The 23,743-nt window shown below is 61.9% G+C and carries 24 protein-coding genes and 1 riboswitch; of the genes, 19 read left to right on the forward strand and 5 right to left on the reverse strand.

Features of this window, described 5'->3' with window-relative positions; translation table 11 throughout:
* The first annotated feature begins 4 nt into the window (after nucleotides 1–4).
* Nucleotides 5–1,630: a methyl-accepting chemotaxis protein gene (locus tag BI292_RS12435; RefSeq protein ID WP_101208040.1), complete on the forward strand. Its 1,626-nt coding sequence runs from the start codon at nucleotides 5–7 to the stop codon at nucleotides 1,628–1,630.
* Nucleotides 1,631–1,825: 195 nt separating this feature from the next.
* Here BI292_RS12435 and BI292_RS12440 read toward each other — a convergent pair whose 3' ends face one another.
* The 3 genes from BI292_RS12440 to purM are packed head-to-tail and all read right to left on the reverse strand — an operon-like array spanning nucleotide 1,826 to nucleotide 4,268.
* Entirely contained in the window at nucleotides 1,826–2,539 is a 714-nt protein-coding gene (locus BI292_RS12440; protein ID WP_092271299.1) for a DUF3108 domain-containing protein, read from the reverse strand.
* Between the two features lie 8 nt (nucleotides 2,540–2,547).
* Nucleotides 2,548–3,198, reverse strand: a complete 651-nt coding sequence (purN, locus tag BI292_RS12445) for a phosphoribosylglycinamide formyltransferase (RefSeq protein WP_092271297.1) — start codon at nucleotides 3,196–3,198, stop codon at nucleotides 2,548–2,550.
* Between the two features lie 11 nt (nucleotides 3,199–3,209).
* Nucleotides 3,210–4,268, reverse strand: a complete 1,059-nt coding sequence (gene purM / locus BI292_RS12450; protein ID WP_092271295.1) for a phosphoribosylformylglycinamidine cyclo-ligase — start codon at nucleotides 4,266–4,268, stop codon at nucleotides 3,210–3,212.
* Between the two features lie 393 nt (nucleotides 4,269–4,661).
* On the opposite strand from purM, the gene BI292_RS12455 reads away from it, so the two are divergent.
* The 6 genes from BI292_RS12455 (at nucleotide 4,662) to BI292_RS12480 (ending at nucleotide 10,027) form a co-directional block, all read left to right on the forward strand.
* A complete protein-coding gene (locus BI292_RS12455) occupies nucleotides 4,662–5,732 on the forward strand; it encodes a DUF2066 domain-containing protein (RefSeq protein WP_101208041.1) in 1,071 nt (356 codons plus the stop codon).
* A gap of 38 nt (nucleotides 5,733–5,770) precedes the next feature.
* A complete protein-coding gene (locus tag BI292_RS12460; RefSeq protein ID WP_092271291.1) occupies nucleotides 5,771–6,844 on the forward strand; it encodes an AI-2E family transporter in 1,074 nt (357 codons plus the stop codon).
* A 230-nt stretch (nucleotides 6,845–7,074) separates the two neighbouring features.
* Nucleotides 7,075–7,779 (forward strand): DnaA regulatory inactivator Hda, encoded by a 705-nt coding sequence (gene hda / locus BI292_RS12465; RefSeq protein ID WP_054049492.1) that lies wholly within the window; start codon nucleotides 7,075–7,077, stop codon nucleotides 7,777–7,779.
* Between the two features lie 226 nt (nucleotides 7,780–8,005).
* A complete protein-coding gene (locus BI292_RS12470; protein ID WP_092271289.1) occupies nucleotides 8,006–8,644 on the forward strand; it encodes a C40 family peptidase in 639 nt (212 codons plus the stop codon).
* Nucleotides 8,645–8,809: 165 nt separating this feature from the next.
* The gene (locus BI292_RS12475) at nucleotides 8,810–9,352 is read left to right on the forward strand and encodes a C40 family peptidase (RefSeq protein ID WP_092271287.1); all 543 of its coding nucleotides are present in this window, start codon (nucleotides 8,810–8,812) and stop codon (nucleotides 9,350–9,352) included.
* A 21-nt stretch (nucleotides 9,353–9,373) separates the two neighbouring features.
* Nucleotides 9,374–10,027 (forward strand): O-methyltransferase, encoded by a 654-nt coding sequence (locus BI292_RS12480; RefSeq protein WP_101208042.1) that lies wholly within the window; start codon nucleotides 9,374–9,376, stop codon nucleotides 10,025–10,027.
* Between the two features lie 259 nt (nucleotides 10,028–10,286).
* Here BI292_RS12480 and BI292_RS12490 read toward each other — a convergent pair whose 3' ends face one another.
* Complete coding sequence (locus BI292_RS12490) at nucleotides 10,287–11,597, reverse strand: sorbosone dehydrogenase family protein (protein WP_101208043.1); 1,311 nt, start codon at nucleotides 11,595–11,597, stop codon at nucleotides 10,287–10,289.
* An 89-nt stretch (nucleotides 11,598–11,686) separates the two neighbouring features.
* Complete coding sequence (locus BI292_RS12495) at nucleotides 11,687–12,271, reverse strand: hypothetical protein (protein ID WP_101208044.1); 585 nt, start codon at nucleotides 12,269–12,271, stop codon at nucleotides 11,687–11,689.
* 154 nt (nucleotides 12,272–12,425) lie between these two features.
* Nucleotides 12,426–12,658, forward strand: a riboswitch (cobalamin riboswitch).
* 80 nt (nucleotides 12,659–12,738) lie between these two features.
* On the opposite strand from BI292_RS12495, the gene cobO reads away from it, so the two are divergent.
* The 12 genes from cobO to BI292_RS12555 all read left to right on the forward strand — a co-directional run bounded on the left by cobO (nucleotide 12,739) and on the right by BI292_RS12555 (nucleotide 23,640).
* Nucleotides 12,739–13,350: a cob(I)yrinic acid a,c-diamide adenosyltransferase gene (gene cobO, locus BI292_RS12500; RefSeq protein ID WP_101208045.1), complete on the forward strand. Its 612-nt coding sequence runs from the start codon at nucleotides 12,739–12,741 to the stop codon at nucleotides 13,348–13,350.
* 10 nt (nucleotides 13,351–13,360) lie between these two features.
* The gene (locus BI292_RS12505) at nucleotides 13,361–14,761 is read left to right on the forward strand and encodes a cobyrinate a,c-diamide synthase (protein ID WP_101208046.1); all 1,401 of its coding nucleotides are present in this window, start codon (nucleotides 13,361–13,363) and stop codon (nucleotides 14,759–14,761) included.
* Nucleotides 14,758–15,408 carry a 5,6-dimethylbenzimidazole synthase gene (bluB, locus tag BI292_RS12510; RefSeq protein ID WP_101208047.1) on the forward strand — a complete coding sequence of 217 codons (651 nt, stop codon included), beginning with the start codon at nucleotides 14,758–14,760 and terminating at the stop codon, nucleotides 15,406–15,408. The genes BI292_RS12505 and bluB overlap by 4 nt, the downstream gene beginning before the upstream one ends.
* Nucleotides 15,405–16,313, forward strand: a complete 909-nt coding sequence (gene cbiB / locus BI292_RS12515) for an adenosylcobinamide-phosphate synthase CbiB (protein ID WP_092271272.1) — start codon at nucleotides 15,405–15,407, stop codon at nucleotides 16,311–16,313. The genes bluB and cbiB overlap by 4 nt, the downstream gene beginning before the upstream one ends.
* Nucleotides 16,306–17,298: a threonine-phosphate decarboxylase CobD gene (gene cobD / locus BI292_RS12520; RefSeq protein ID WP_101208048.1), complete on the forward strand. Its 993-nt coding sequence runs from the start codon at nucleotides 16,306–16,308 to the stop codon at nucleotides 17,296–17,298. Before cbiB ends, cobD begins: the two co-directional genes overlap by 8 nt.
* Nucleotides 17,295–18,746 carry a cobyric acid synthase gene (locus BI292_RS12525; protein ID WP_101208049.1) on the forward strand — a complete coding sequence of 484 codons (1,452 nt, stop codon included), beginning with the start codon at nucleotides 17,295–17,297 and terminating at the stop codon, nucleotides 18,744–18,746. Before cobD ends, BI292_RS12525 begins: the two co-directional genes overlap by 4 nt.
* A gap of 114 nt (nucleotides 18,747–18,860) precedes the next feature.
* Nucleotides 18,861–19,382, forward strand: a complete 522-nt coding sequence (cobU, locus tag BI292_RS12530; RefSeq protein ID WP_101208050.1) for a bifunctional adenosylcobinamide kinase/adenosylcobinamide-phosphate guanylyltransferase — start codon at nucleotides 18,861–18,863, stop codon at nucleotides 19,380–19,382.
* The gene (gene cobT, locus BI292_RS12535; RefSeq protein ID WP_101208051.1) at nucleotides 19,379–20,434 is read left to right on the forward strand and encodes a nicotinate-nucleotide--dimethylbenzimidazole phosphoribosyltransferase; all 1,056 of its coding nucleotides are present in this window, start codon (nucleotides 19,379–19,381) and stop codon (nucleotides 20,432–20,434) included. Before cobU ends, cobT begins: the two co-directional genes overlap by 4 nt.
* The gene (gene cobC / locus BI292_RS12540) at nucleotides 20,431–21,006 is read left to right on the forward strand and encodes an alpha-ribazole phosphatase family protein (protein ID WP_101208052.1); all 576 of its coding nucleotides are present in this window, start codon (nucleotides 20,431–20,433) and stop codon (nucleotides 21,004–21,006) included. The genes cobT and cobC overlap by 4 nt, the downstream gene beginning before the upstream one ends.
* A 2-nt stretch (nucleotides 21,007–21,008) precedes the next feature.
* A complete protein-coding gene (locus tag BI292_RS12545) occupies nucleotides 21,009–21,743 on the forward strand; it encodes an adenosylcobinamide-GDP ribazoletransferase (protein WP_101208053.1) in 735 nt (244 codons plus the stop codon).
* Nucleotides 21,744–21,974: 231 nt separating this feature from the next.
* A complete protein-coding gene (locus tag BI292_RS12550) occupies nucleotides 21,975–22,379 on the forward strand; it encodes a MarR family winged helix-turn-helix transcriptional regulator (protein WP_101208054.1) in 405 nt (134 codons plus the stop codon).
* A 52-nt stretch (nucleotides 22,380–22,431) separates the two neighbouring features.
* Nucleotides 22,432–23,640 carry an MFS transporter gene (locus tag BI292_RS12555; RefSeq protein WP_101208055.1) on the forward strand — a complete coding sequence of 403 codons (1,209 nt, stop codon included), beginning with the start codon at nucleotides 22,432–22,434 and terminating at the stop codon, nucleotides 23,638–23,640.
* The last annotated feature ends 103 nt before the right edge of the window (nucleotides 23,641–23,743 follow it).

Consider the following 23,743-nt stretch of genomic DNA (forward strand, 5'->3'; position numbering starts at 1 on the left):
AACAATGAGCATTCGAAGCCTCAATATCGCCCCGCGCGCGGCCATCGGGTTTGGCCTGTTGGCGTTGATGGTGTTTGGTCTGGGCGCGTTTGCCTTGCTGCAAATGTCGAACATGCGCGCGCAGTCCGATCAGGTCGATAACAACTGGCTGCCCAGCGTGATAGCAGTCGGCGAAATGAGTCAGGACATGCTGCGGTTGCGCGCCTTGACCATGCGTCTGCTGATCAACCGCGACCCGCAGGCGCTGGAGCAGAATGTCGGCAAACTCAACGAACTGAAAAGCTCGCTCGGCCAAGCGCAGCAGCGTTATGAAGCGTTGATCGCGTTGCCCGAAGAGCGCGCACTGTTTGATCGCTTCAAAGCCTCCGAGCAGAAGTATCTGGAATTTCAGGACAAAGTGATGGGCCTGTCCGCGCAGGGTCAGGTTGCCGATGCGGCGGCGATTCTGAATGGCGAAATGAGCCCGTTGGCTGACGAAATCGCCGTGACCCTGAAAGCGCTGGTCGAACTGAACAAACACAATGCCACCCTCGCCACTGAAGCCGCGCGGCTGGTGTTCAGCAACTCGCGGGTCTGGGTCGGCGTGATGGTAACGATTGCCGCGTTGATGACCATTGGCCTGGCGTTGCTGCTGACGCGCAGCATCGTCCTGCCGTTGGCGCAGTCGTTGCGCGTCGCCGAAGTGGTCGCGGGCGGTGACTTGACCGGCGACATTCGCATCACCGGCAAGGACGAACCGGCGCGGCTGCTTCAAGCGCTGAAAAGCATGCAGCACAACCTGCGCGACACCATTCGGCGCATCTCCGACTCGTCCAGTCAGCTGGCCTCGGCCTCCGAAGAACTCAGTTGCGTCACTGAAGACGCCACGCGCGGGTTGCATCAGCAGAGCCTGGAAATCGAGCAGGCCGCCACGGCGGTCAATCAGATGACGGCGGCGGTGGAAGAAGTAGCGAGTAACGCGGTGGCGACCTCCGAGGCCTCGCGGGAATCCGACCGCATTGCCCAGCATGGCCGCGCGCAGGTGCATCAAACGGTGCTGTCGATCGAATCGCTGGCGGACGATGTCACCGCCAATGCCACGCAGGTCGAGGATCTGGCGCAGAAGGTTTATGGCATCAGCAAAGTGCTGGATGTGATTCGCTCGATTGCCGAGCAGACCAATTTGCTCGCACTCAACGCCGCCATCGAAGCGGCCCGGGCGGGCGATGCCGGGCGCGGATTTGCTGTGGTGGCCGATGAGGTGCGGGCGCTGGCGCACCGCACGCAGCAGTCGACTCAGGAAATCGAGCAGATGATCAGCGGCATTCAGCAGGGCACCGATTCGGCGGTCAGCTCGATGCAGCAGAGCAACAGTCGCGCGCGCTCGACCCTGGAAGTGGCGAAAGCGGCGGGCATCGCGCTGGAGGAGATTGCCTCGGCGTTTACCCTGATCAACGAGCGCAACACGGTGATTGCCAGCGCTTCGGAAGAGCAGGCGGCTGTGGCGCGCGAGGTTGATCGCAATCTGATGAACATCCGCGATCTGGCGTTGCAAACCTCGGCGGGGGCGAATCAGACCAGCGCAGCGAGCCAGGAACTGTCGCGGCTGGCGGTGGATTTGAACAGCATGGTGGCGCGGTTTTCTGTCTGACCCATACCAGACAACGCACCAACCCCTGTAGGAGTGAGCCTGCTCGCGATAGCGGTGTTTCATTCAACACATGTGTTGGCTGACCCGACGTTATCGCGAGCAGGCTCACTCCTACAGGGTTGGTGTGTAATCCGGATTGCCCATCCGCAGGCGAAAAAAAGCCCCGCATTTGCGGGGCTTTTCATTTCACACGGATCAGTTGCCTTTGACAGCCTTGCCGTTGACCGTGCCGTCGAGGAGCATGATGTTGTACTCCTTGCCGTCGGTTTCAACTTGTTGCAGGCGGACCAGCAGGTAATCCCAGTCTTTCGCAAACCACATCACGGTGATGCGCTTGCTTTGCGTCGGGTCGCGTACGCGCTCGACTTTGATTGCATCGATCTGGCCAGCCTTGGTCTCGACTTTTTCCGCACCCAGCACGCGGAAGTCATAAGTATCGATCTCGCCGTCATCGACGACCTGATAGCTCATGCTTTTCTTGCCGGCGGCGACGTCATGTTGCAGCGCCAACTGGTAAGTGGATTTGTCGACCATGCCGCGGTTCAGCGGGATCTTGACCGCGTCGCCACGATCGGTGCCGGTGACCATTTTGGTCGCCCAGTCGAAGTCCAGATCAGCCTTTTTCGCTTTGCCCAGACCGCCACGTTCGAAGTGGTAGGACTGCGGCAGCAGCGTGTCTTTGTCCAGGGTCAGGGTGCTTTCTTCGCTCAGGCTGGCGATCATCATCGACGCCTTGAAGCTGAGCTTCCAGACGCCGTTGGCTTCCTTGGTCAGGCTGCGTTCGGCGGTGCCGCTCATGGGCAGCTGTTTCCAGTCGGCGGTGTAGCTGGCGGAGAACGGTTGAAGGTCTGCCGCCTGTGCCAGAGGCAGTGCAAACAAAGCGCAAGCGAAGAGCAGGGCGCGACGCATAAAATCTCCTAGGTACGAATCAAGTGGCCGCTGGCCGCGAGTAACTGTCCATCCAGTAAGGCACCGTGTTCGCCGAGGGCCAGACGACCCTCGGCAAACCAGCGTACGGCCAGCGGGTAGATCAGGTGTTCCTGAACATGAACCCGCTGCGCCAGACTCTGTGGCGAATCGTGCAACTCTACCGGTATTACTGCCTGTACGACCAGAGGTCCGCCATCGAGTTCCTCGGTGACGAAATGCACAGAGCAGCCGTGCTCGGCGTCTCCGGCCTCCAGCGCGCGCTGGTGAGTGTGTAACCCTTTGTATTTGGGCAGCAGCGAAGGATGGATATTGAGCAGGCGACCCGCGTAGTGGCGCACGAAGTCAGCGCTGAGAATGCGCATGAATCCGGCGAGTACCACGAGTTTGGGGTTGAAGGCGTCGATCAGTTCGATCAGCGCGGCATCGAAGGCCTCGCGGCCCTCGAAAGCCTTGTGATCCAGCGAGCGGGTGGCAATCCCCGCATCTCTGGCGCGTTGCAGGCCGAAGGCGTCGGCGCGGTTGGAAATCACCGCAGCGATGCGGACCGGGCTGTCGCCGGTCCGCGTGCTGTCGATCAAGGCCTGCAAGTTACTGCCGGTGCCGGACAGCAGCACCACCACATCACACGTGGCGGACATCCGCTCTTGCATCAGTGGGCCTTAAGGTTATTCAGTACGACCTGCGCCGCGCCTTCGGCAGCGGTGGAGATCTGGCCGATGACCCAAGGTTGCTCGCCGGCTTCACGCAGCACATTCAGTGCGGTTTCGACGTGTTCCTGGCCAACACAGATGACCATGCCGACGCCGCAGTTGAGCACGCGGTGCATTTCGTTTTCGTCAACGTTGCCTTGCTCTTGCAGCCAGTCGAACACGGCCGGGCGAGTCCAGCTTGCGACGTCAACCACTGCTTGTGCGCCTTTTGGCAGAACGCGCGGGATGTTGTCGAGCAGGCCGCCACCGGTGATGTGCGCCATGGCTTTGACCGCGCCGGTGTCTTTGATCAGCTTGAGCAGCGGCTTCACGTAGATGCGGGTCGGAGCCATCAGCAGGTCGGTCAGCGGTTTGCCGTCGAGCTGGATGTTTTCGATGTCGGCACCGGACACTTCGATGATCTTGCGGATCAGCGAGTAGCCGTTGGAGTGCGGGCCGGACGATGGCAGGGCGAGCAGGGCGTCACCGGCAGCGACTTTCGAACCGTCGATGATTTCGGATTTTTCCACAACGCCGACGCAGAAACCGGCCAGGTCGTAGTCTTCGCCTTCGTACATGCCAGGCATTTCTGCGGTTTCGCCGCCAACCAGCGAGCAGCCGGACAGTTCGCAGCCAGCGCCGATGCCGGTCACGACCTGGGTCGCGGTTTCGACATTGAGCTTGCCGGTGGCGTAGTAATCAAGGAAGAACAGCGGCTCGGCGCCGCACACCACCAGGTCGTTGACGCACATGGCGACCAGGTCGATGCCGATGCTGTCGTGCTTGTTCAGGTTCAAGGCCAGACGCAGCTTGGTGCCGACGCCGTCAGTACCGGAAACCAGCACAGGCTGCTTGTAGCCGGCCGGGATTTCGCAGAGGGCGCCGAAACCGCCCAGGCCGCCCATGACTTCCGGGCGCGCAGTGCGCTTGGCGACGCTCTTGATGCGTTCGACCAATGCTTCACCGGCATCGATGTCTACACCGGCGTCCTTGTAGCTCAGGGAGGGTTGCTTGCTCATGATCCAGGCCTTTAGGGGGGATTCAGGGGTAACGACCGAGTTCAGCGGGAACGCCGAATCGATGGGGCGATTGCCTCACGCGCGATTCGGACAGTGCCCGGTTGTAGCCGGTCTGCGAAGGCGCGCGATTTTATCAGGCTTGAAGGGCAGCGGCCATCCTCGCGCCGACAGCAGGGGCATATCGGCCGAAAAAAACCGCGATTGGTCGTTTCACTTGCGCCGTGCAAGCCTGAACCAAGCCCGGTATAAGGTATCGCCATTAACCGTCTATCGTTAGCACAGTGCGAAAAACTCTCGGGGTCCGGTGAATGTTTTGCGCGGGGCGATGGTCACAGCCTTGCTCAATGTATTCACGCGGCCCGTTCCAGCCGCTCTTGTCGTCAGGAATCTTCCATGCGTTTTTTTTCTAAATCCCTATTTGTCGCCGGCTGTTTGTCACTGGTCAGCCTGGCGAGTCATGCCGAAAACGTCAAAGGCCTGTATCAGGTCCGCCAGCCCGTCAGCAGCCAGAGTCCCGAGGTCCGTGATCAAGCGACCCAGGAAGCGCTGGACACATTGGTGCTGCGCCTGACCGGCGATCCTAAAGCTGCACAGAATCCGGGGCTGGCGGCGATCCGCAAAGACCCGCAACAGATCATCAGCCAATACGGTTTTGATGCCGGGCCACCGGAAGTGCTGAAAGTCGACTTCGACCCGGCGACCACCGAAGCGGCGCTGCGCCGTGCCGGGTTGTCGCTGTGGGGCGCCAATCGCCCGTCGATCCTCGGCTGGTGGTTGAATGATTCCACCGAGGGTTCGAGCCTGGTCGGTGATGGTCAGTCCAGCGCCGCGCCACTGCGCCGCGCCGCGCAACATCGTGGTTTGCCATTGCGTTTGCCTTTGGCCGACCTGAGTGAACAATTGGTCGCGACTGCGCCAAATCTGGAAGGTAACGATGCAGCGCCGTTGCGCGATGCCTCGGAACGTTACAACGCCGACGCCTTGCTCGCCGTGCACGCCCATGAAGAGGGCGGTCAATGGCAGGCCAAATGGCATTTGTGGCTGGGTGATCAAAAAGAAGCGGGCAATGTGCAGGGCGCGGATCAAGCCGCCGTTGCCGATGCGGTGATGCTGGCGATCAGTCAGCGTCTGGCGCCACGCTTTGTGGTCAAGCCGGGCGTTGCGGGCGAACAGTTGCTGGAAGTGCAAGGCATGAATCTGGAGCGCTACGCGGCGCTGGGGCGTTTGCTCGATCCGTTCGGCGCGCGTCTGCAAAGCGTCGAGGGCGACCGGATTCTGTATCGGGTCAATGGCAGCGTCGAGCAACTGCGCTCGCAATTGTCGTTGGCGAAGTTGCAGGAGGTTCCGGCAGGTGAGGCTCCGGCGCCAGTGGTGCCGGTTCAGCCGGTGGCGGACGGTTCGGCGCCAGTGGCAGCGCCCGCGCCGGTTCCTGCCCCGGTGCCGAGCTTGCGATTCCGTTGGTAGGATTTTCTTTCTTTATATAGAAGCATATGGAGTGGTTCATGGCCGATACGCGGCGTTGGTTCTGGTTGGGTGGGGTTGTACTGCTCTGCGTGTTTGTCTGGCTGTTGCATCCGATTCTGACGCCGTTCCTGGTGGCGCTGCTGTTGGCTTATCTGTTCGATCCGCTGGTGGATCGGCTGGAGAAAGCCGGGCTGTCACGGACGTGGGGCGTTGTCGCGGTGTTTGCACTGTTTACGTTGATCTTCACCACATTGCTGTTGGTGCTGGTGCCGATGCTCGCCAAGCAGTTATTCCGCTTGTACGAGCTGACGCCGCAAATCCTCGATTGGCTGCAACACACCGCGTTGCCGTGGGCGCAGTCGAAATTTGGTCTGTCGGATAACTTCTGGAAGTTCGACAAGGTCAAAGCCGCGATCAGCGAACACATGGGCCAGACCACTGATATCGTCGGTGTCGTGCTCAGTCAGGCGACGGCGTCCGGGCTGGCATTGATCGGCTTGTTGGCCAATCTGGTGCTGATCCCGGTAGTCAGCTTCTACTTGCTGCGCGACTGGGACCTGATGATGGCGAAGATCCGCAGCCTGCTGCCGCGCGATCGTGAAGAGCGCGTGGTGCACCTGGCCGGCGAATGCCATGAAGTGCTCGGCGCGTTCGTGCGCGGGCAGTTGCTGGTGATGGTTGCGCTCGGCGTGATCTATGCGGCAGGCCTGATGGCGATCGGCCTGGAGCTGGGCCTGTTGATCGGCCTGATCGCTGGTCTGGCGGCAATTGTGCCGTACATGGGGTTTGTCATCGGCATCGGCGCGGCGTTGATTGCCGGGCTGTTCCAGTTCGGCGGCGACCTGTACCCGATGATCGGCATCGTCGCGGTGTTCATGGTCGGGCAAGCGCTGGAAGGCATGGTGCTCACGCCTCTGCTGGTCGGCGATCGTATTGGCCTGCACCCGGTAGCGGTGATCTTCGCGATCCTTGCTGGCGGCGAGCTGTTCGGTTTCACCGGCGTGCTGCTGGCGTTGCCAGTGGCGGCAGTGATCATGGTGCTGGTGCGCCATATGCATGATTTGTATAAAGATTCTGAGATCTACAGCGGCGCCGATGACCCCGAGCTTTAGCCGGGGTTGAGCGCGTGAGACGGCCGACCTGGTTCAGTATCAGGTCGGCCTGCTGGCTGTTGATGGCAGTCACCAGTGCCGCCAAAGAAACAGTCATGAAACCGGTGCGTTAACGCAAACCTTTGATTTTGCTTGTGGTCTGCCGCATTGTGCGGGCTGGCCCACGGGTATAAACTTCGCAAACTTTACACAGAGGCCACTAACGGTTCCTTTGGAACTGTTCAGTCAGCATGAAACCGATTCAGCTGCCCCTAGGTGTGCGTCTGCGTGACGACGCTACCTTTATCAATTACTACCCAGGCGCCAATGCCGCTGCACTCGGCTATGTCGAGCGGCTATGCGAAGCCGACGCCGGGTGGACCGAAAGCCTGATTTATCTCTGGGGCAAGGACGGGGTAGGGCGCACGCACTTGTTGCAAGCCGCGTGTCTGCGTTTCGAGCAGATGGGCGAGCCCGCCGTGTATCTGCCGCTGGCCGAGTTGCTGGATCGCGGCATCGAAATCCTCGACAACCTCGAACAATACGAACTGGTGTGCCTGGATGATCTGCAAGCCGTGGCCGGCCGCGCGGATTGGGAAGAGGCGCTGTTTCACTTGTTCAATCGTCTGCGTGACAGCGGTCGGCGTTTGCTGATTGCCGCCTCGACCTCGCCGCGTGAATTGCCGGTGAAGCTCGCGGATCTTAAATCGCGCCTGACCTTGGCACTGATTTTCCAGATGCGCCCGTTGTCCGATGAAGACAAACTGCGCGCCCTGCAATTGCGCGCATCGCGTCGCGGCTTGCACCTGACGGACGAAGTCGGGCATTTCATCCTGACGCGCGGCACGCGCAGCATGAGCGCGTTGTTCGAGCTGCTGGAACGCCTCGATCAGGCCTCGCTACAGGCCCAGCGCAAGCTGACCATTCCCTTCTTGAAGGAAACCCTCGGCTGGTAGCAAGTCCCGCTGATTCGGGCGCTTTAGCCGTTTTTGGTCTAAGGCAGACGGCACAAATCGCGCTTTCCTGCAGGGCTGCAGGCCGCGTAAACATGCAAAACGGGCTTTAGCGCTTAGATGTGCAGACGAAACCGGGAAGTCACATTAAGTTCGATTGAATTTGCAAATCGACTTGATAGCGGGCATAGTCTCGCCTTCTTTACAACTATCAGCCACGGTCGTGCCCATGCTAAATCGCTTCGCACCCCTCGTGCCTCTCGCACTCGTCACCCTGTTGTTCGGTTGCGCCAGCCACACCCCAGTGGTTGAACAAGCCCCGCAGCAGCAGGTTAAAAGCTCTGTTACCGCCCAATCTTCGGCTCGTTATCAAGAGCCTTTGTTCCTCGAAGAAACGGCCACCGAAAAAGAACTGGCGACCTTTGCCGACGGCAAGTCGTACCAGCTTCCGGTCCTTGCTGACAGCATCCTCGAACGCGGCATGTCCCTGATCGGTACTCGTTACCGTTTCGGCGGTACCTCTGAATCCGGTTTCGACTGCAGCGGTTTCATCGGTTATCTGTTTCGTGAAGAGGCCGGCATGAATCTGCCGCGCTCCACTCGCGAAATGATCAACGTGGACGCGCCGCTGGTTTCGCGCAACAATCTGAAACCTGGTGATTTGCTGTTCTTCGCCACCAATGGTCGTCGCGGTCGTGTCAGTCACGCCGGGATCTACCTCGGTGATGACCAGTTCATCCACTCCAGCAGCCGCAAAAGCGGTGGCGTACGAGTCGATAGCCTGGGCGACAGCTACTGGAGCAAAACCTTCATCGAAGCCAAGCGTGCACTCGCGATGGCACCGACTGTGGTCACCGCTCGAAAGTAAGCACACTTTATGTAGGGCGAACTTAAAGTCTTACTTGAAGTTTGGCGCATAAGCGCTAGAATCCTGATCTATTATTGATGGCAAACCGCCCGTGCCCAGCGCTGGCGGTTTTCTTTTCTGTCCTCCGACAGGAAAAAGCCGCAGCCAGATCAGGATGCTCTGCTTATGACGATGTCGGCCCGCCTCACCCTGATGCTCCTCGCAGCCCTGCTCAGCGGCTGCGCCAGTCGCACGCCACCGCCGCCCGCTGCGCCGGTGATTCGCGCGCCGATTGTGTTCGCGCCTGCGCAGTCTTTCTCTCCCGAAGCAGAAGACGTGTTGTTCCGCGCCCTCGGGCTCGTCGGCACGCCATATCGCTGGGGCGGCAACACGCCGGATTCCGGTTTCGATTGCAGCGGCTTGATCGGCTACGTCTACCGCGATGTCACCGGCATATCGCTGCCACGCACCACGCGCGAAATGATCGGCATGCAAGCGGCGAACGTCGGCAAGGAAGGCCTGCAGACCGGCGACCTGATCTTCTTCGCCACCAATGGCGGCTCGCAGGTCAGCCACGCCGGCATCTACGTCGGCGAAGGCCGCTTCGTTCATGCGCCGGCCACGGGCGGCACGGTCAAGCTCGACAGCTTGTCGAAAGCCTATTGGCAGAAGGCCTACCTGAGCGCCAAACGCGTGTTGCAACCTGAGCACCTGGCGCGTAATCAATAGGTTTTCTTCGCGGAGGTGTTGATGACCGCTCGCACGCTCAATCTCGACGATTCCCTCTATCAATACCTACTCGACGTTTCCCTCAGGGAAACGTCGCTGCTCAAGCGCTTGCGCGACGAAACCCAGGCGCTGCCGATGGCGCGCTGGCAAGTGGCGCCGGAGCAGGGGCAATTCCTCGCGTTACTGGTCAAACTCACCGGCGCCAAGCGCTTGCTGGAAGTCGGCACCTTCACCGGCTACAGCGCGTTGTGCATGGCGCAAGCGTTGCCCGATGACGGCTCGCTGATCTGCTGCGATATTGCCGGCGACTACAACGCCATCGCGCGCCGCTACTGGCAGGAGGCGGGCGTTGCCCAGCGTATCGATCTGCGCTTGGCGCCGGCGCTGGAAACCCTCGCCACGCTCGATCAGCCAGGGCAGTTTGACCTGATGTTCATCGACGCCGACAAAGCCAATTACCCCAACTACCTCGAACACGCCCTGCGCTTGCTGCGGGTCGGTGGTCTGGCAGTCTTCGATAACACGCTGTGGAGCGGGCGGGTGCTGGAAAGCAATCCCGAAAGCGCGGATACGCGGGCGATTCAAGCGTTGAATCGAGCGTTAAAAGAAGACCAGCGCGTGGACTTGTCGCTGCTGCCAATAGGCGACGGCCTGACCCTGTGCCGTAAACGCTAGACAATAAACACCGATCAACCTGTAGGAGTGAGCCTGCTCGCGATGACGGCGTTACAGTCAACACAGATGTTGAATGTTGAGGCCCCATCGCGAGCAGGCTCACTCCTACATGGGTTACGCGGTGGGGCGCAGACACCAATCAAAACTGTGGGAGCGAGCTTGCTCGCGATGACGGCCTAATATTCAACATTGATGTCGAATGTCATGGCCCCATCGCGAGCAAGCTCGCTCCCACATGCGTTATGCGCTGGCGCCGGGGTTACTTAACCGCCGAAACCCGCCACACCTTGTTCCCCACGTCATCAGCCACCAGCAAGCTGCCTTGCTGATCAATCACCACACCCACCGGGCGGCCCATGGCTTTTTCGTCTTTGTCGAGGAAGCCGGTCAGCACATCCACCGGTTGTCCGGTCGGTTTGCCGGCGGTGAACGGCACGAAAATCACTTTGTAGCCGCTGTACGGTTTGCGGTTCCAGGAGCCGTGCTGGCCGATGAATGCGCCGCTGGTGAACGACGGCAATTTGCTGCCCTCCGCAAACGTCAGGCCGAGCGAAGCGGTATGTGGGCCGACCGCGTAATCCGGGGCGATGGCTTTGGCCACCAGATCGGGGTTTTGCGGTTCGACGCGTACGTCGACGTGCTGCCCGTAATAGCTGAACGGCCAGCCATAAAACGCGCCGTCCTTGACCGAGGTGATGTAGTCCGGCACCAGATCGCTGCCGATCTCGTCGCGCTCGTTCACTGCCGTCCACAACGCGCCGCTGATAGGTTCCCAGCTCATGCCATTAGGGTTACGCAGGCCCGACGCGAAGATCCGGTGATTGCCGGTGGCGCGGTCGACTTCCCAGATGGCCGCGCGACCTTCTTCCTGGTCCAGGCCGTTTTCGCCGACGTTGCTGTTCGAGCCAACGGTCACGTACAGCTTGCTGCCGTCCTTGCTGGCAATGACGTTTTTGGTCCAGTGGTGGTTCAACGTGCCACCCGGCAAATCGACGACTTTGATCGGCTCGGACTTGATCGACGTTGCCCCGGATTCATAGTTGAAACGCAGCAAACGGTCGGTGTCGGCAACATACAAATCATTGCCGACCAGCGTCATGCCGAACGGCGAATTGAGGTTTTCCAGGAACACCGTGCGGGTTTCGGCGACGCCGTCGTGGTCCTGATCGCGCAGCAACGTGATGCGGTTGGCACTCGGCACGCCGGCACCGGCGCGGCCCATGACCTTCTCCATCACCCAGCCACGAATGCCTTTGCTGTCATCAGGTTTCGGCGGCGCGTTGGTTTCGGCCACCAACACATCACCGTTCGGCAGCACGTAGAGCCAGCGCGGGTGATCGAGGTTTTCGGCGAACGCGGCGACCTGGGTTCCGGCAGCAGCAGTCGGTTTGGCGCCGGCCGGCCAGCCGATCGCCGGGGCGATATTGACTGTCGGGATCAGGGTTTTGTTTGGTTCGGGCAACTTCGGCGATGGGCCGGTGCCGTCCGAGACTTGCAGGCTGGACGTCTCGCCGCAGGCAGCAATGCCTCCGGCGAGCGCGATGACAAAAACGAGCTGGGGCTTGCGCATGCTGACCTTCCCTATGAATGCACTGGTTTATTCATAGAGAAGCGAACCGCCGCGATGGTTCAACCCATCGACCCTAAGCAATCAACCCGTCAACCGCGCGCCTCTTTGAGCAGCACGGCGATCCCCGGGTGATAGTGGCCGCCCTCGTTGCGCAATTTGCGGTAGGCGTAAGGGAAATACCAGGCGACCGCGCACGTGTGTTCCTTTTGCAGATCGTCGAGCATGTCCTGCAATTCTTCCGGGGTGGCGCTTTGCTGCGGCTTGTGCGGCGCGACAAACAGACAGCCGAGTTTCAGGTCGCTGGCGTAGCTGATTCGCCTCGCGTCACTGGTGATATCGGCCAGTGCCTGGGTCAGATTCAAGCCGTTGACCTTCGGCCAGCGCTGGCTGGTCTGCAACCAGGCGCGTTCATCGCTGGTGGCAATCATCAAGTCGGCGCGGCCATTGCGGTCGCCATCCTCAGTCTGCTTGCGCGTCGGCGTCTGCTGCAGCGTGACCATTTCCTCCATCCACGCCGCCGCCGACAGCAGCCCCCGATTGGCGTTTTCGTCGAACCAGTACGGCGCGTCGTTATCGCCGCGCACCGCGTTATAGCGGTCGATACAGTCAAACCAGCGTTCCAGCAGCGGGCGTAGGAATTCCAGCTTCGGATTGCTGATGATCATGCCTTGCATGGTGCTCACCCTTGTTATTGTGATGTGAGATTGTGGCTCTTTGATATCACTGCCAAGCATAGCGCACAAGATCAGCCACGACAAATGGATCGAAGGCAGTTATTCACCCGCCTGGCGCCCGGCTTTAATTGACGCTCCACCCCCAACCCTCTAACCTTCGCGGCTTGTTTCAGGTGCTCTGTGACTGCGGTCGACAGGGTGAAACAGGGAAGCCGGTGCGTGCCTCGATTCAAGCAATCGACAAGCACTATCCCGGCGCTGCCCCCGCAACGGTAAATGAGTCAAAGACTGCGCCAACAGCCACTGTGTCGAACGACATGGGAAGGCGCGCAGTCCGGCATCCGCCACTCATGAGCCCGGAGACCGGCCTGATCCATCCAGCGGCATCACGGTGGGCGATGCCAGGCTTTTTGCCGTCTATTCTTGTGCCTGCCCGCCGTTATCCAGCCTCAACGGAGAGCTCCCCCATGACTGATACCCCCGATCGTGACGAACGCCATTTGGCGCGCATGTTGCGCAAAAAAGCGGTGATCGACGAACGCATCGCCAACTCGCCGAATGAATGCGGTTTGCTCCTGGTACTGACCGGCAACGGCAAAGGCAAAAGCAGTTCGGCTTTCGGCATGCTCGCCCGCTCCATGGGCCACGGCATGCAGTGCGGCGTGGTGCAGTTCATCAAGGGCCGCAACAGCACCGGTGAAGAATTGTTCTTTCGGCGCTTCCCGGAACAGGTGCGTTTTCACGTGATGGGCGAGGGCTTCACTTGGGAAACCCAGGACCGCCAGCGCGACATCGCGGCGGCCGAAGCGGCGTGGCAAGTGTCCCGCGAACTGCTGCGCGATCCGTCGATTGGCCTGGTGGTGCTGGATGAACTGAACATCGCCCTCAAGCACGGCTACCTCGACCTCGATCAAGTGCTCAGCGATTTGCAGGCGCGTCCGCCGATGCAGCACGTGGTGGTCACCGGTCGCGGGGCTAAAGCGGAAATGATCGAACTCGCTGACACGGTCACCGAAATGGGCGTGATCAAGCATGCGTTCCAGGCCGGGATCAAAGCGCAAAAAGGCGTCGAATTGTGAGTTCTGCTTTATGAATATCAGCCGTCATTGCCCGGCGGTGCTGATCGCCGCGCCGGCCTCCGGTCAGGGCAAGACCACCGTCACCGCCGCGTTGGCCCGTTTGCATCGCAATCAGGGGCGCAAGGTGCGCGTGTTCAAATGCGGCCCGGACTTTCTCGACCCGATGATTCTCGAGCGCGCCAGCGGTGCGCCGGTCTATCAATTGGACATGTGGATGGTCGGCGAGCAGGAAAGCCGTCGACTGTTGTGGGAAGCCGCCGGCGAAGCCGATCTGATCCTGATCGAAGGCGTCATGGGCCTGTTCGACGGCACGCCTTCCAGTGCTGACCTGGCGCGGCACTTCGGCGTACCGGTACTCGGCGTGATCGACGGCACCGCCATGGCCCAGACCTTCGGCGCTCTGGCGTTGGGGCTGGCGCGCTATCAACCAGACTTGCCGTTTGCCGGCGTTTTGGCCAATCGCGTTGGCACCTTGCGTCACGCGCAATTGCTCGAAGGCAGCCTCACCGAAGGCCTGCGCTGGTACGGCGCGTTGTCGCGCGAAACCGGGATCGAACTGCCGAGCCGTCACCTCGGACTGGTCCAGGCCAGCGAGCTCAACGACCTCGACCTGCGCCTCGACGCCGCCGCCGATGCGCTCGCCAGCAGTTGCGAGGTAGCGCTGCCACCGGCAGTCGAATTCGCCACCCCGGATGTGCTCGAAGCCGAGCCGCTGCTCGCCGGCGTGCGCATTGCCGTGGCGCGCGACGAAGCGTTCGCCTTCACCTACGGCGCCAGCCTCGATTTGCTGCGAGCGATGGGCGCGCAACTGCTGTTCTTCTCGCCCATCCGCGACAGCCAGTTGCCCGAGGCAGACAGCCTTTATCTACCGGGCGGTTACCCGGAACTGCACCACGTCGCGCTGGCGCAAAACACTTCAATGCTCAACGCCATCCGCGCGCACCACGCCGCTGGCAAACCGCTGCTCGCGGAATGTGGCGGCATGCTTTATCTGCTCGATTCGTTGACCGATGTCGACGGCACACGCGCCGAACTGGTCGGTTTGCTGACCGGTGCTGCGGTGATGCAAAAGCGTTTGGCGGCGTTGGCGTTGCAAGCGGTCGAATTGCCCGAAGGTTTATTGCGCGGGCATACCTATCACCACTCGTTGACCAGCACCGAACTCGAGCCGATTGCCCGTGGTTTGAGCCCGAATGGTGGGCGCGGGGCGGAGGCGGTTTACCGTCAGGGGCGGATGACGGCGTCGTATGTGCACTTTTATTTCCCGTCGAATCCGCAAGCGATCGCCGCACTGTTTTTGCCTGAATCGGATGCCGCCATCGCGAGCAAGCTCGCTCCCGCAGGTGAAACTGTATTACCTGAAGAAACGCGGACCCCTGTAGGAGCGAGCCTGCTCGCGAAGCGGCCATGACCGACACCGCATTTTCCGAAGCCGAGCGCGCAGCGGTCTACCGAGCCATCGCCGAACGTCGCGACATGCGCCACTTCAGCGGCGGCAGCGTCGAGCCGACCTTGCTCCGACGCCTGCTCGAAGCCGCGCATCAGGCCCCCAGCGTCGGCCTGATGCAACCGTGGCGCTTCATCCGTATCAGCGACCGAGCCCTGCGCGGGCAGATCCAGCAAGTGGTGGAAGAAGAACGCGTGCGCACCGCTGAAGCCCTCGGCGAACGCAGCGACGAATTCATGAAACTCAAAGTCGAAGGCATCAACGACTGCGCCGAAGTGTTGGTCGCCGCGCTGATGGACGACCGCGAACGGCATATCTTCGGTCGGCGCACCTTGCCGGAGATGGACATGGCGTCGTTGTCCTGCGCGATTCAAAACCTTTGGCTGGCGGCCCGTGCCGAAGGCCTCGGCATGGGCTGGGTGTCGTTGTTCGAGCCGCAAGCCCTGGCCGACCTGCTCGGTTTGCCGGCCGGCGCCAAGCCGCTGGCGATCCTCTGCCTCGGCCCGGTCAAGGAATTTTACCCGGCGCCGATGCTGGTGCTCGAAGGCTGGGCGCAGGCGCGTCCGCTGAATGAACTGCTGTACGAAAATTTTTGGGGAGTGAGTCAATGAGTGTGGCGTTGTTGAGTGTCGCTGCGGTTGCGCTGGATGCGCTGCTCGGTGAACCGAAACGCTGGCATCCGCTGGTGGCGTTCGGCGGCTTTGCCGATCGCATCGAGCAACGTTTCAACTCCGCCGGGCGCGGCTGGCGCAGTCACGGCGTCACCGCGTGGGTGATCGCGGTAGTGCCGCTGACCTTGCTCGCCACCGCGCTGTCCTGGGCGCCTTACGTCGGTTGGCTGGTGGAAATTCTGGCGCTGTATTGCGCGCTGGGCATGCGCAGCCTCGGCGAACATGTCGAGCCGGTGGCCAAGGCCTTGCGCAGCGATGATCTTGAAGAAGCACGCAAACGCGTCGGCTATCTGGTCAGCCGCCAGACCAGCGAACTGGACAAAACCGCAGTCGCCCGCGCCGCCACCGAATCAGTGCTGGAAAACGGCAGCGACGCGGTATTCGCCGCACTGTTCTGGTTTGCCGTGGCCGGCGCGCCGGGCGTAGTCCTCTATCGCTTGAGCAACACGCTCGACGCGATGTGGGGTTATCGCAACGAACGTTTTGAACGCTTTGGCTGGGCCGCGGCGAAAATCGACGACGTGCTCAACTACATTCCTGCACGTCTGGTGGCGTTGACCTACGCGCTGCTGGGCAAAACCCGACTCGCGCTGAAATGCTGGCGCAACCAGGGCCCGACCTGGGACAGCCCGAATGCCGGACCCGTGATGGCTGCCGGTGCCGGTGCGTTGGGCGTCGAGTTGGGCGGGGCGGCGATTTATCACGGTGAACTGCACCAGCGTCCACAGCTCGGTGAAGGCCCGCCAGCGGACGCCGACTCTATCGACCGTGGCTGGCAATTGGTTCAGCGCGGCGTATGGTTATGGCTGCTGATTCTCTGTGTCGGAGCCGAATTCTATGCTTGAGCACGGTGGCCGGCTGCGCAAGGCAGCCCTCGATTACGCGATTGCCGAGGCCGACTGGCTCGACCTCTCCAGCGGTCTGGCGCCGTGGCCGTTTCCGATTCCGCCGATACCGTTGCGCGCCTGGGCGCGGTTGCCGGAAACCGATGACGGCCTGGAGCAAGCCGCCTGCGATTATTACGGCGCAGCGCAAGTGTTGCCGGTCGCCGGTTCGCAAATGGCCATCCAGTTGCTGCCGCGTTTGCGCCGCGCCGGCAAGGTCGGCGTGCTGTCGCCGTGTTACGCCGAACACGCCGAAGCCTGGCGCCGCAGCGGCTACATCGTGCGCGAAGTGCTGGAGCAGGAAGTCGACTTCTTTATCGACAATCTCGACGTGCTGGTGGTGGTCAATCCTAACAATCCCACTGGCCTGAGCCTGAGCCCGAATCGCTTGCTCGACTGGCATTCGCGGCTGGCCCAGCGCGGTGGCTGGCTGGTAGTCGACGAAGCGTTTATGGACAACACGCCGCAATTGAGTCTGGCGGCGTTCGCCAATCAGGTCGGTTTGATTGTGTTGCGCTCCTTTGGCAAGTTTTTCGGCCTCGCCGGGGTACGTTTGGGATTCGTTTTGGCTGAGCGCAAGTTGCTCAAATTGCTCGCCGAGCAAGTCGGGCCGTGGGCGGTCAGCGGCCCGACGCGGGTCTTGGGCCAGGCCTGTTTGCAAGACACCGAGGGCCATGCGCGGCAACGCCTGCGCAGTGAACAAGCGAGTCAGCGCCTCGCCGCCATGCTCGAACGTTACGACCTCAAGCCGCAGGGCGGTTGCGCGCTGTTTCAATGGCTGATCACCGAACGCGCCGAAGAACTGCATGAGTTCATGGCCCGACGCGGCATCCTGCTGCGGTTATTCACCCACAACAGCAGCCTGCGGTTCGGTCTGCCGGCCGACGCCGCTGAAGAAGCGCGCCTCGAACAAGCGCTGCAAGCCTTCGCCAAGGAAAGCCAATGACTACGTTGATGGTGCAGGGCACCACGTCCGACGCCGGTAAAAGCACGCTGGTGACGGCGTTGTGCCGTTGGGTGCGGCGCCACGGCGTCAGCGTCGTGCCGTTCAAACCGCAGAACATGGCGTTGAACAGCGCGGTAACGGCTGACGGTGGCGAAATCGGCCGCGCGCAAGCGGTGCAGGCCCAGGCCGCCCACCTTGAGCCGCACACCGACATGAACCCGGTGCTGCTCAAACCCAACAGCGACACCGGCGCGCAAGTGATCATCCACGGTCGCGCCGTCACCACGATGAACGCCGTGGCGTATCACGATTACAAAAGCATCGCCATGCAAGCCGTTTTGCAATCGCACCAACGCCTGAGCGCGGCGTATCCAGTGGTCATGGTTGAAGGCGCGGGCTCGCCGGCCGAAATCAACCTGCGCGCCGGCGACATCGCCAACATGGGTTTCGCCGAAGCGGTGGATTGCCCGGTGGTGTTGATCGCCGACATCAATCGCGGCGGGGTTTTCGCGCATCTGGTCGGCACCCTGGAGTTGCTGTCGCCGAGTGAACAGGCGCGGGTCAAAGGCTTCATCATCAATCGTTTTCGCGGCGACATTGCGTTGCTGCAACCGGGCCTCGACTGGCTCGAAGCACGCACCGGCAAACCGGTGATCGGCGTGCTGCCCTATGTGATGGACCTGCATCTGGAGGCCGAGGACGGCATCGATCAGCGCCAGACCGCCAAGGCTGATCAAGTGCTTAAAGTGGTGGTGCCGGTGCTGCCGCGCATCAGCAATCACACCGATTTCGATCCGCTGCGCCTGCATCCACAAGTCGATCTGCAATTCGTCGGCCCCGGCCAGCCGATTCCGTCGGCGGATTTGATCATTCTTCCGGGCTCGAAAAGCGTTCGGCATGACCTCGCGTATTTGCGCGCCAATGGCTGGGACACGGCGATTTCGCGGCACCTGCGCTACGGCGGCAAAGTGCTGGGGATTTGCGGCGGTTTGCAGATGCTCGGCGAACAGGTCCACGACCCGTTGGGCCTCGAAGGCGCACCGGGTTCGAGTGCCGGCCTGGGTTTGCTGGCGTTCGAAACCTTGCTCGAGGAAGAGAAGCAGTTGCGCAACGTGCGCGGGCATCTGGCGCTGGAGAATGCCGAGGTGGTCGGTTATGAAATCCACGCTGGCGTAACCACTGGGCCGGCGCTGGAACACGCGGCAGTGCAACTGGACGATGGTCGCTGCGACGGCGCGCAAAGCCTCGACGGGCAGATTTTCGGCACGTACCTGCATGGCTTGTTCGAATCCCCGGCGGCGAGCAGTGCGCTGCTGCGCTGGGCCGGTTTGAGCGACGTGCAGGACGTCGATTACCACGGCTTGCGCGAGCGTGATATCGAGCGCTTGGCGGATTTGGTGGAGAAGCATTTGGATACGCGACTGCTCCGAGAGCTTTGTGGGTTTTGAGGACGCCTTCGCGGGCAAGCCTCGCTCCTACAGGTGGTGCGCCGCATCTCTGTAGGAGCGAGACTTGCCCGCGAAGAGGCCCGCAAGAACACCGACGATTTTAAGGAATGAACCATGCTCCAACTAATCCTCGGCGGCGCCCGCTCCGGCAAAAGTCGCCTCGCTGAAAAACTCGCCGCAGACACTCAACTGCACGTCACCTACATCGCCACCAGCCAACCCCTCGACGGTGAAATGAATCAACGGGTCGCCCATCACCGCGCCCGTCGTCCGGCCGAATGGGCGCTGATCGAAGAGCCGCTGCAACTCGCCCGCGTCCTGCGCGAAAACGCCCGCGCCGAGCACTGCCTGCTGGTGGATTGCCTGACCCTGTGGCTGACCAACCTGCTGATGCTCGACGACCCCGAACGCCTCGGCGCCGAGCGCGATGCCTTGCTCGATTGCCTGGCGTCATTGCCGGGTGAAATCATTTTTGTCAGCAACGAGACCGGAATGGGTGTCGTGCCGCTGGGCGAATTGACTCGCCGCTACGTCGATGAAGCCGGTTGGCTGCATCAAGCTTTGGCTGAGCGCTGTCAGCGTGTTGTCCTGACGGTCGCCGGCCTGCCCCTGACTTTGAAAGGAACTGCGTTATGACCCAATCCTGGTGGCTGAACCCGTGCAAGCCGATTGATGCGGCGGCCGTCGAACGGGCCGCGGCGCGGCAACAGCAACTGACCAAACCGGCCGGTTCGCTCGGGCGGCTGGAGTCGGTAGCAGTGCAACTCGCCGGGTTGCAGGGCCAGGTCAAACCGCGCCTCGAACAACTGTGGATCGCGATTTTTGCCGGCGATCACGGCGTGGTTGCTGAAGGTGTGTCGGCGTATCCGCAGGAAGTCACCGGGCAAATGCTCCATAACTTCGTCAGCGGCGGCGCGGCGATCAGCGTATTGGCGCGGCAGTTGGGCGCGGCGCTGGAAGTGGTCGACCTCGGCACCGTCACGCCGTCGCTTGACCTGCCAGGCGTGCGTCATTTGAACATCGGCGCCGGCACCGCCAATTTCGCGCACGGCCCGGCCATGACTGTCGCCCAAGGTGAACTCGCCTTGCAGGCCGGTCGCGACAGCGTGTTGCGCGCCCGCGAAACCGCTGCGCAGCTGTTTATCGGCGGCGAGATGGGCATCGGCAACACCACCGCCGCCAGTGCATTGGCTTGCGCGTTGCTCGACTGCCCGGTGGCGCATTTGACCGGGCCGGGCACCGGGCTCGACGTTGCCGGTGTCAGCCACAAAGCGCAGGTGATCGAGCGGGCAGTGGCGTTGCATGCCGCGCAGCGTGGCGATGCGCTGCAAACCCTGTTCAACCTCGGCGGTTTCGAAGTCGCCGCGCTGGTCGGCGCTTATTTGGCCTGCGCGCAGGAAGGCATCGCGGTGCTGGTCGACGGCTTTATCTGCAGCGTCGCTGCGCTGGTCGCGGTGCGCGTGAACCCGCAGTGCCGTGACTGGCTACTGTTCGGCCATCGCGGCGCCGAGCCGGGCCATCGCCACGTCCTCGAATCTTTGAACGCCGAGCCGTTGCTCGACCTCGGTTTGCGTCTCGGCGAGGGCAGCGGTGCGGCGTTGGCGGTGCCGTTGTTGCGCCTCGCCTGCGACCTTCATGGGCAAATGGCGACGTTTGCCGAAGCGGCTGTTGCGGATCGTCCGGCATGACCTTGCACCTGGATTTGCTGCGCCACGGCGAGACCGAACTTGGCGGCGGCCTGCGCGGCAGCCTCGACGATGCGCTGACCGAAAAAGGCTGGGCGCAGATGCGCGCGGCGGTGATCGAGCAAGGCCCGTGGGATCGCTTGGTCAGTTCGCCGTTGCAGCGTTGCGCGCGGTTTGCCGACGAACTCGGCGCGCAACTGGGCTTGCCGGTGCAAATTGAAAAGGACTTGCAGGAGCTGCATTTCGGCGCCTGGGAAGGGCAGAGCACCGCAGCGCTGATGGACACCAGCGCCGAGGATTTGGGTCGATTCTGGAGCGATCCTTACGCGTTTACCCCGCCCGACGGTGAGCCGGTCGCGGACTTCTCGGCGCGGGTGCTGGCAGCGGTCGAGCGTTTACACGCCGCGCATGCCGGCGAACGCGTATTGCTGATCACCCACGGCGGCGTGATGAAACTGCTCCTGGCGCAGGCGCGAGGTTTGCCGCGCGAGCAGTTGCTGAATGTCGAAGTCGCGCACGCGTCGTTGCATTCGCTGTCGGTCAGCGCGGGTGCCTTGTTACGGGAGGCGAGCTGAGCATGTTGCCGTTCTGGATCGCCCTGCAATTTTTGAGCAGCCTGCCGATTCGTCTGCCGGGCATGCCGGAGCCGAAACAGCTGGGGCGTTCGCTGCTGTTTTATCCGCTGGTCGGCCTGCTGTTTGGTTTGATTCTCTGGGGAATGAACATCGCGCTGGCGGGAGCGCCATTGTTGCTGCATGCCGCGCTGTTGCTGGCGGTTTGGGTATTGCTCAGCGGCGCGCTGCATCTGGACGGTCTGGCCGACAGCGCGGATGCGTGGCTGGGCGGATTCGGCGATCGCGAACGCACGCTGACGATCATGAAAGACCCGCGCAGTGGGCCGATTGCGGTAGTGACGCTGGTGTTGGTGTTGCTGCTGAAATTTGCCGCGTTGCTGGCGTTGATCGAACAGGGGCAGGGCGCGGTGTTGCTCATCGTGCCGCTGCTGGGGCGGGCGGCGCTGCTGGGGTTGTTTCTGACCACGCCGTATGTGCGCGCCGGTGGATTGGGCCAGGCGCTGGCGGATCATTTGCCGCGCACCGCCGGTTGGCGGGTGTTGGCCCTGAGTGCGCTGGGGTGTTTGCTGCTCGGCGGGATGATCAATGGCTTGGTAGCGCTGCTGATCGCGATTGCGGTGTTTGCCTGGTTGCGGCAGGTGATGATCCGGCGCTTGGGCGGGACCACCGGCGATACGGCGGGGGCGTTGCTGGAATTGCTCGAAATGGCGGTGTTGGTGGGGTTGGCGCTGGTTTGATGGGTTTGGTGGGATCTGGGCTGGCCCTATCGCGAGCGGGCTCACTCCTACAGGGGATCGCGGTCCTGCATGGGATCGCGGTCACCTGTGGGAGCAAGGCTTGCCCGCGATAAACGATTACGCGGTTTGCCTGTCGGACCGCAGCGCATTCTTCGCGGGCAAGCCTTGCTCCCACACGCCGTCTGTAACAAAAAATTTGCTTTCATTTAACCGCGGGTATATACACGCACCATGCTCGATTCCCAATGTTTATGTATCAACCTGCGTCGCGCCGCTCGTGGCGTCAGCAGGCATTACGACGGCGCTCTCGACGGCTTCGGCATCAACGTTGCCCAGTATTCTTTGCTGTGCAATCTGCAGCGTCTGGATCAGCCAAGTATTTCCACGCTCGCCGAAGCCATGGGGCTGGACCGCAGCACGCTTGGGCGCAATCTGCGCGTGCTTGAGGGCGAAGGCCTGGTGCAACTGGTCGAGGGCGAAGACATGCGCAACCGCATCGTCAAGCTCACCGACGCGGGTGCGCAACGGCTGGCTGACGCACTGCCAGCGTGGGAAGCGGCGCAGCAGCGTCTGGTCGATCGCCTCGGCGCCGAGAAACGAGAAACCTTGCTGAAATTGCTGGACGAACTGGCTTGAGGCCAGTTTGTTCGATCTTAAGCGGGTATATACCCGCTACTGGAGAATAAGAATGACATCGATGTGGCGGACGTGCGGTTGGGTGTTGGTCGGGAGTGCGCTGATCCTCGCGTTGTCCCTCGGTGTGCGCCACGGTTTCGGGCTGTTTCTCGCGCCGATGAGCAGCGAATTCGGCTGGGGCCGCGAGACCTTTGCGTTCGCCATCGCCCTGCAAAACCTCATCTGGGGCCTGGCGCAGCCGTTCACCGGGGCGCTGGCCGACCGCTTCGGCGCCGCCAAAGTGGTGCTGATCGGCGGCGTGCTGTACGCGGCAGGGCTGATCTGCATGGGTTTCTCCGACTCGGCGGTGACGTTGTCGCTGAGCGCCGGCCTGCTGATCGGCATTGGCCTGTCCGGTACTTCGTTCTCGGTGATCCTCGGCGTGGTCGGCCGCGCCGTGCCGCCGGAAAAACGCAGCATGGGCATGGGCATTGCCAGCGCCGCCGGTTCGTTCGGCCAGTTCGCCATGTTGCCCGGCACTTTGGGCCTGATCGGCTGGCTCGGCTGGTCCGCAGCATTGCTGGTGCTCGGCCTGCTGGTCGCGTTGATCGTGCCGCTGGTGAGCATGCTCAAGGACAAACCGCTGCCGACCCTCGGCCATGATCAAACCTTGTCCGAAGCCTTGCGCGAAGCCTGTTCGCACTCCGGTTTCTGGTTGCTGGCGTTCGGCTTTTTTGTCTGCGGTTTTCAAGTGGTGTTCATCGGCGTGCATTTGCCGGCGTATCTGGTCGATCAGCACTTGCCGGCCACGGTCGGCACCACGGTGCTGGCATTGATCGGGCTGTTCAATATCTTCGGCACTTACACCGCCGGTTGGCTCGGCGGGCGCATGTCCAAGCCGCGCTTGCTCACCGGTTTGTACCTGCTGCGGGCGGTGGTGATCGGCTTGTTTCTGTGGGCGCCGGTGACGACCACCAGCGCTTACCTGTTCGGCATGGCGATGGGCTTCCTCTGGTTGTCCACCGTGCCCTTGACCAACGGCACCGTGGCGACCTTGTTCGGTGTACGAAACCTGTCCATGCTCGGTGGGATTGTTTTCCTGTTCCATCAGCTCGGTTCGTTTCTCGGCGGCTGGTTGGGCGGGGTGGTTTACGACCGAACCGGGAGTTACGACTTGATCTGGCAAGTGGCGATTCTCTTGAGCCTGTTGGCGGCAGCGCTGAACTGGCCGGTGCGCGAACGGCCGGTGGCGCGCCTGCAAACGCAGATGAGCGCGGTATGAACAGCCTCTGGCCACGGGTCATCGGCGTCGCTGCCGGCGCGTTGTTGCTGGCATTGCTGCTGGCGCTGGTGTGGTGGGGCTGGCAGCGGGGCGGGTTGGCGTT

It is taken from the genome of Pseudomonas sp. 43NM1 (genome assembly GCF_002836905.1).
Classification (GTDB): Bacteria; Pseudomonadota; Gammaproteobacteria; order Pseudomonadales; family Pseudomonadaceae; genus Aquipseudomonas; species Aquipseudomonas prosekii.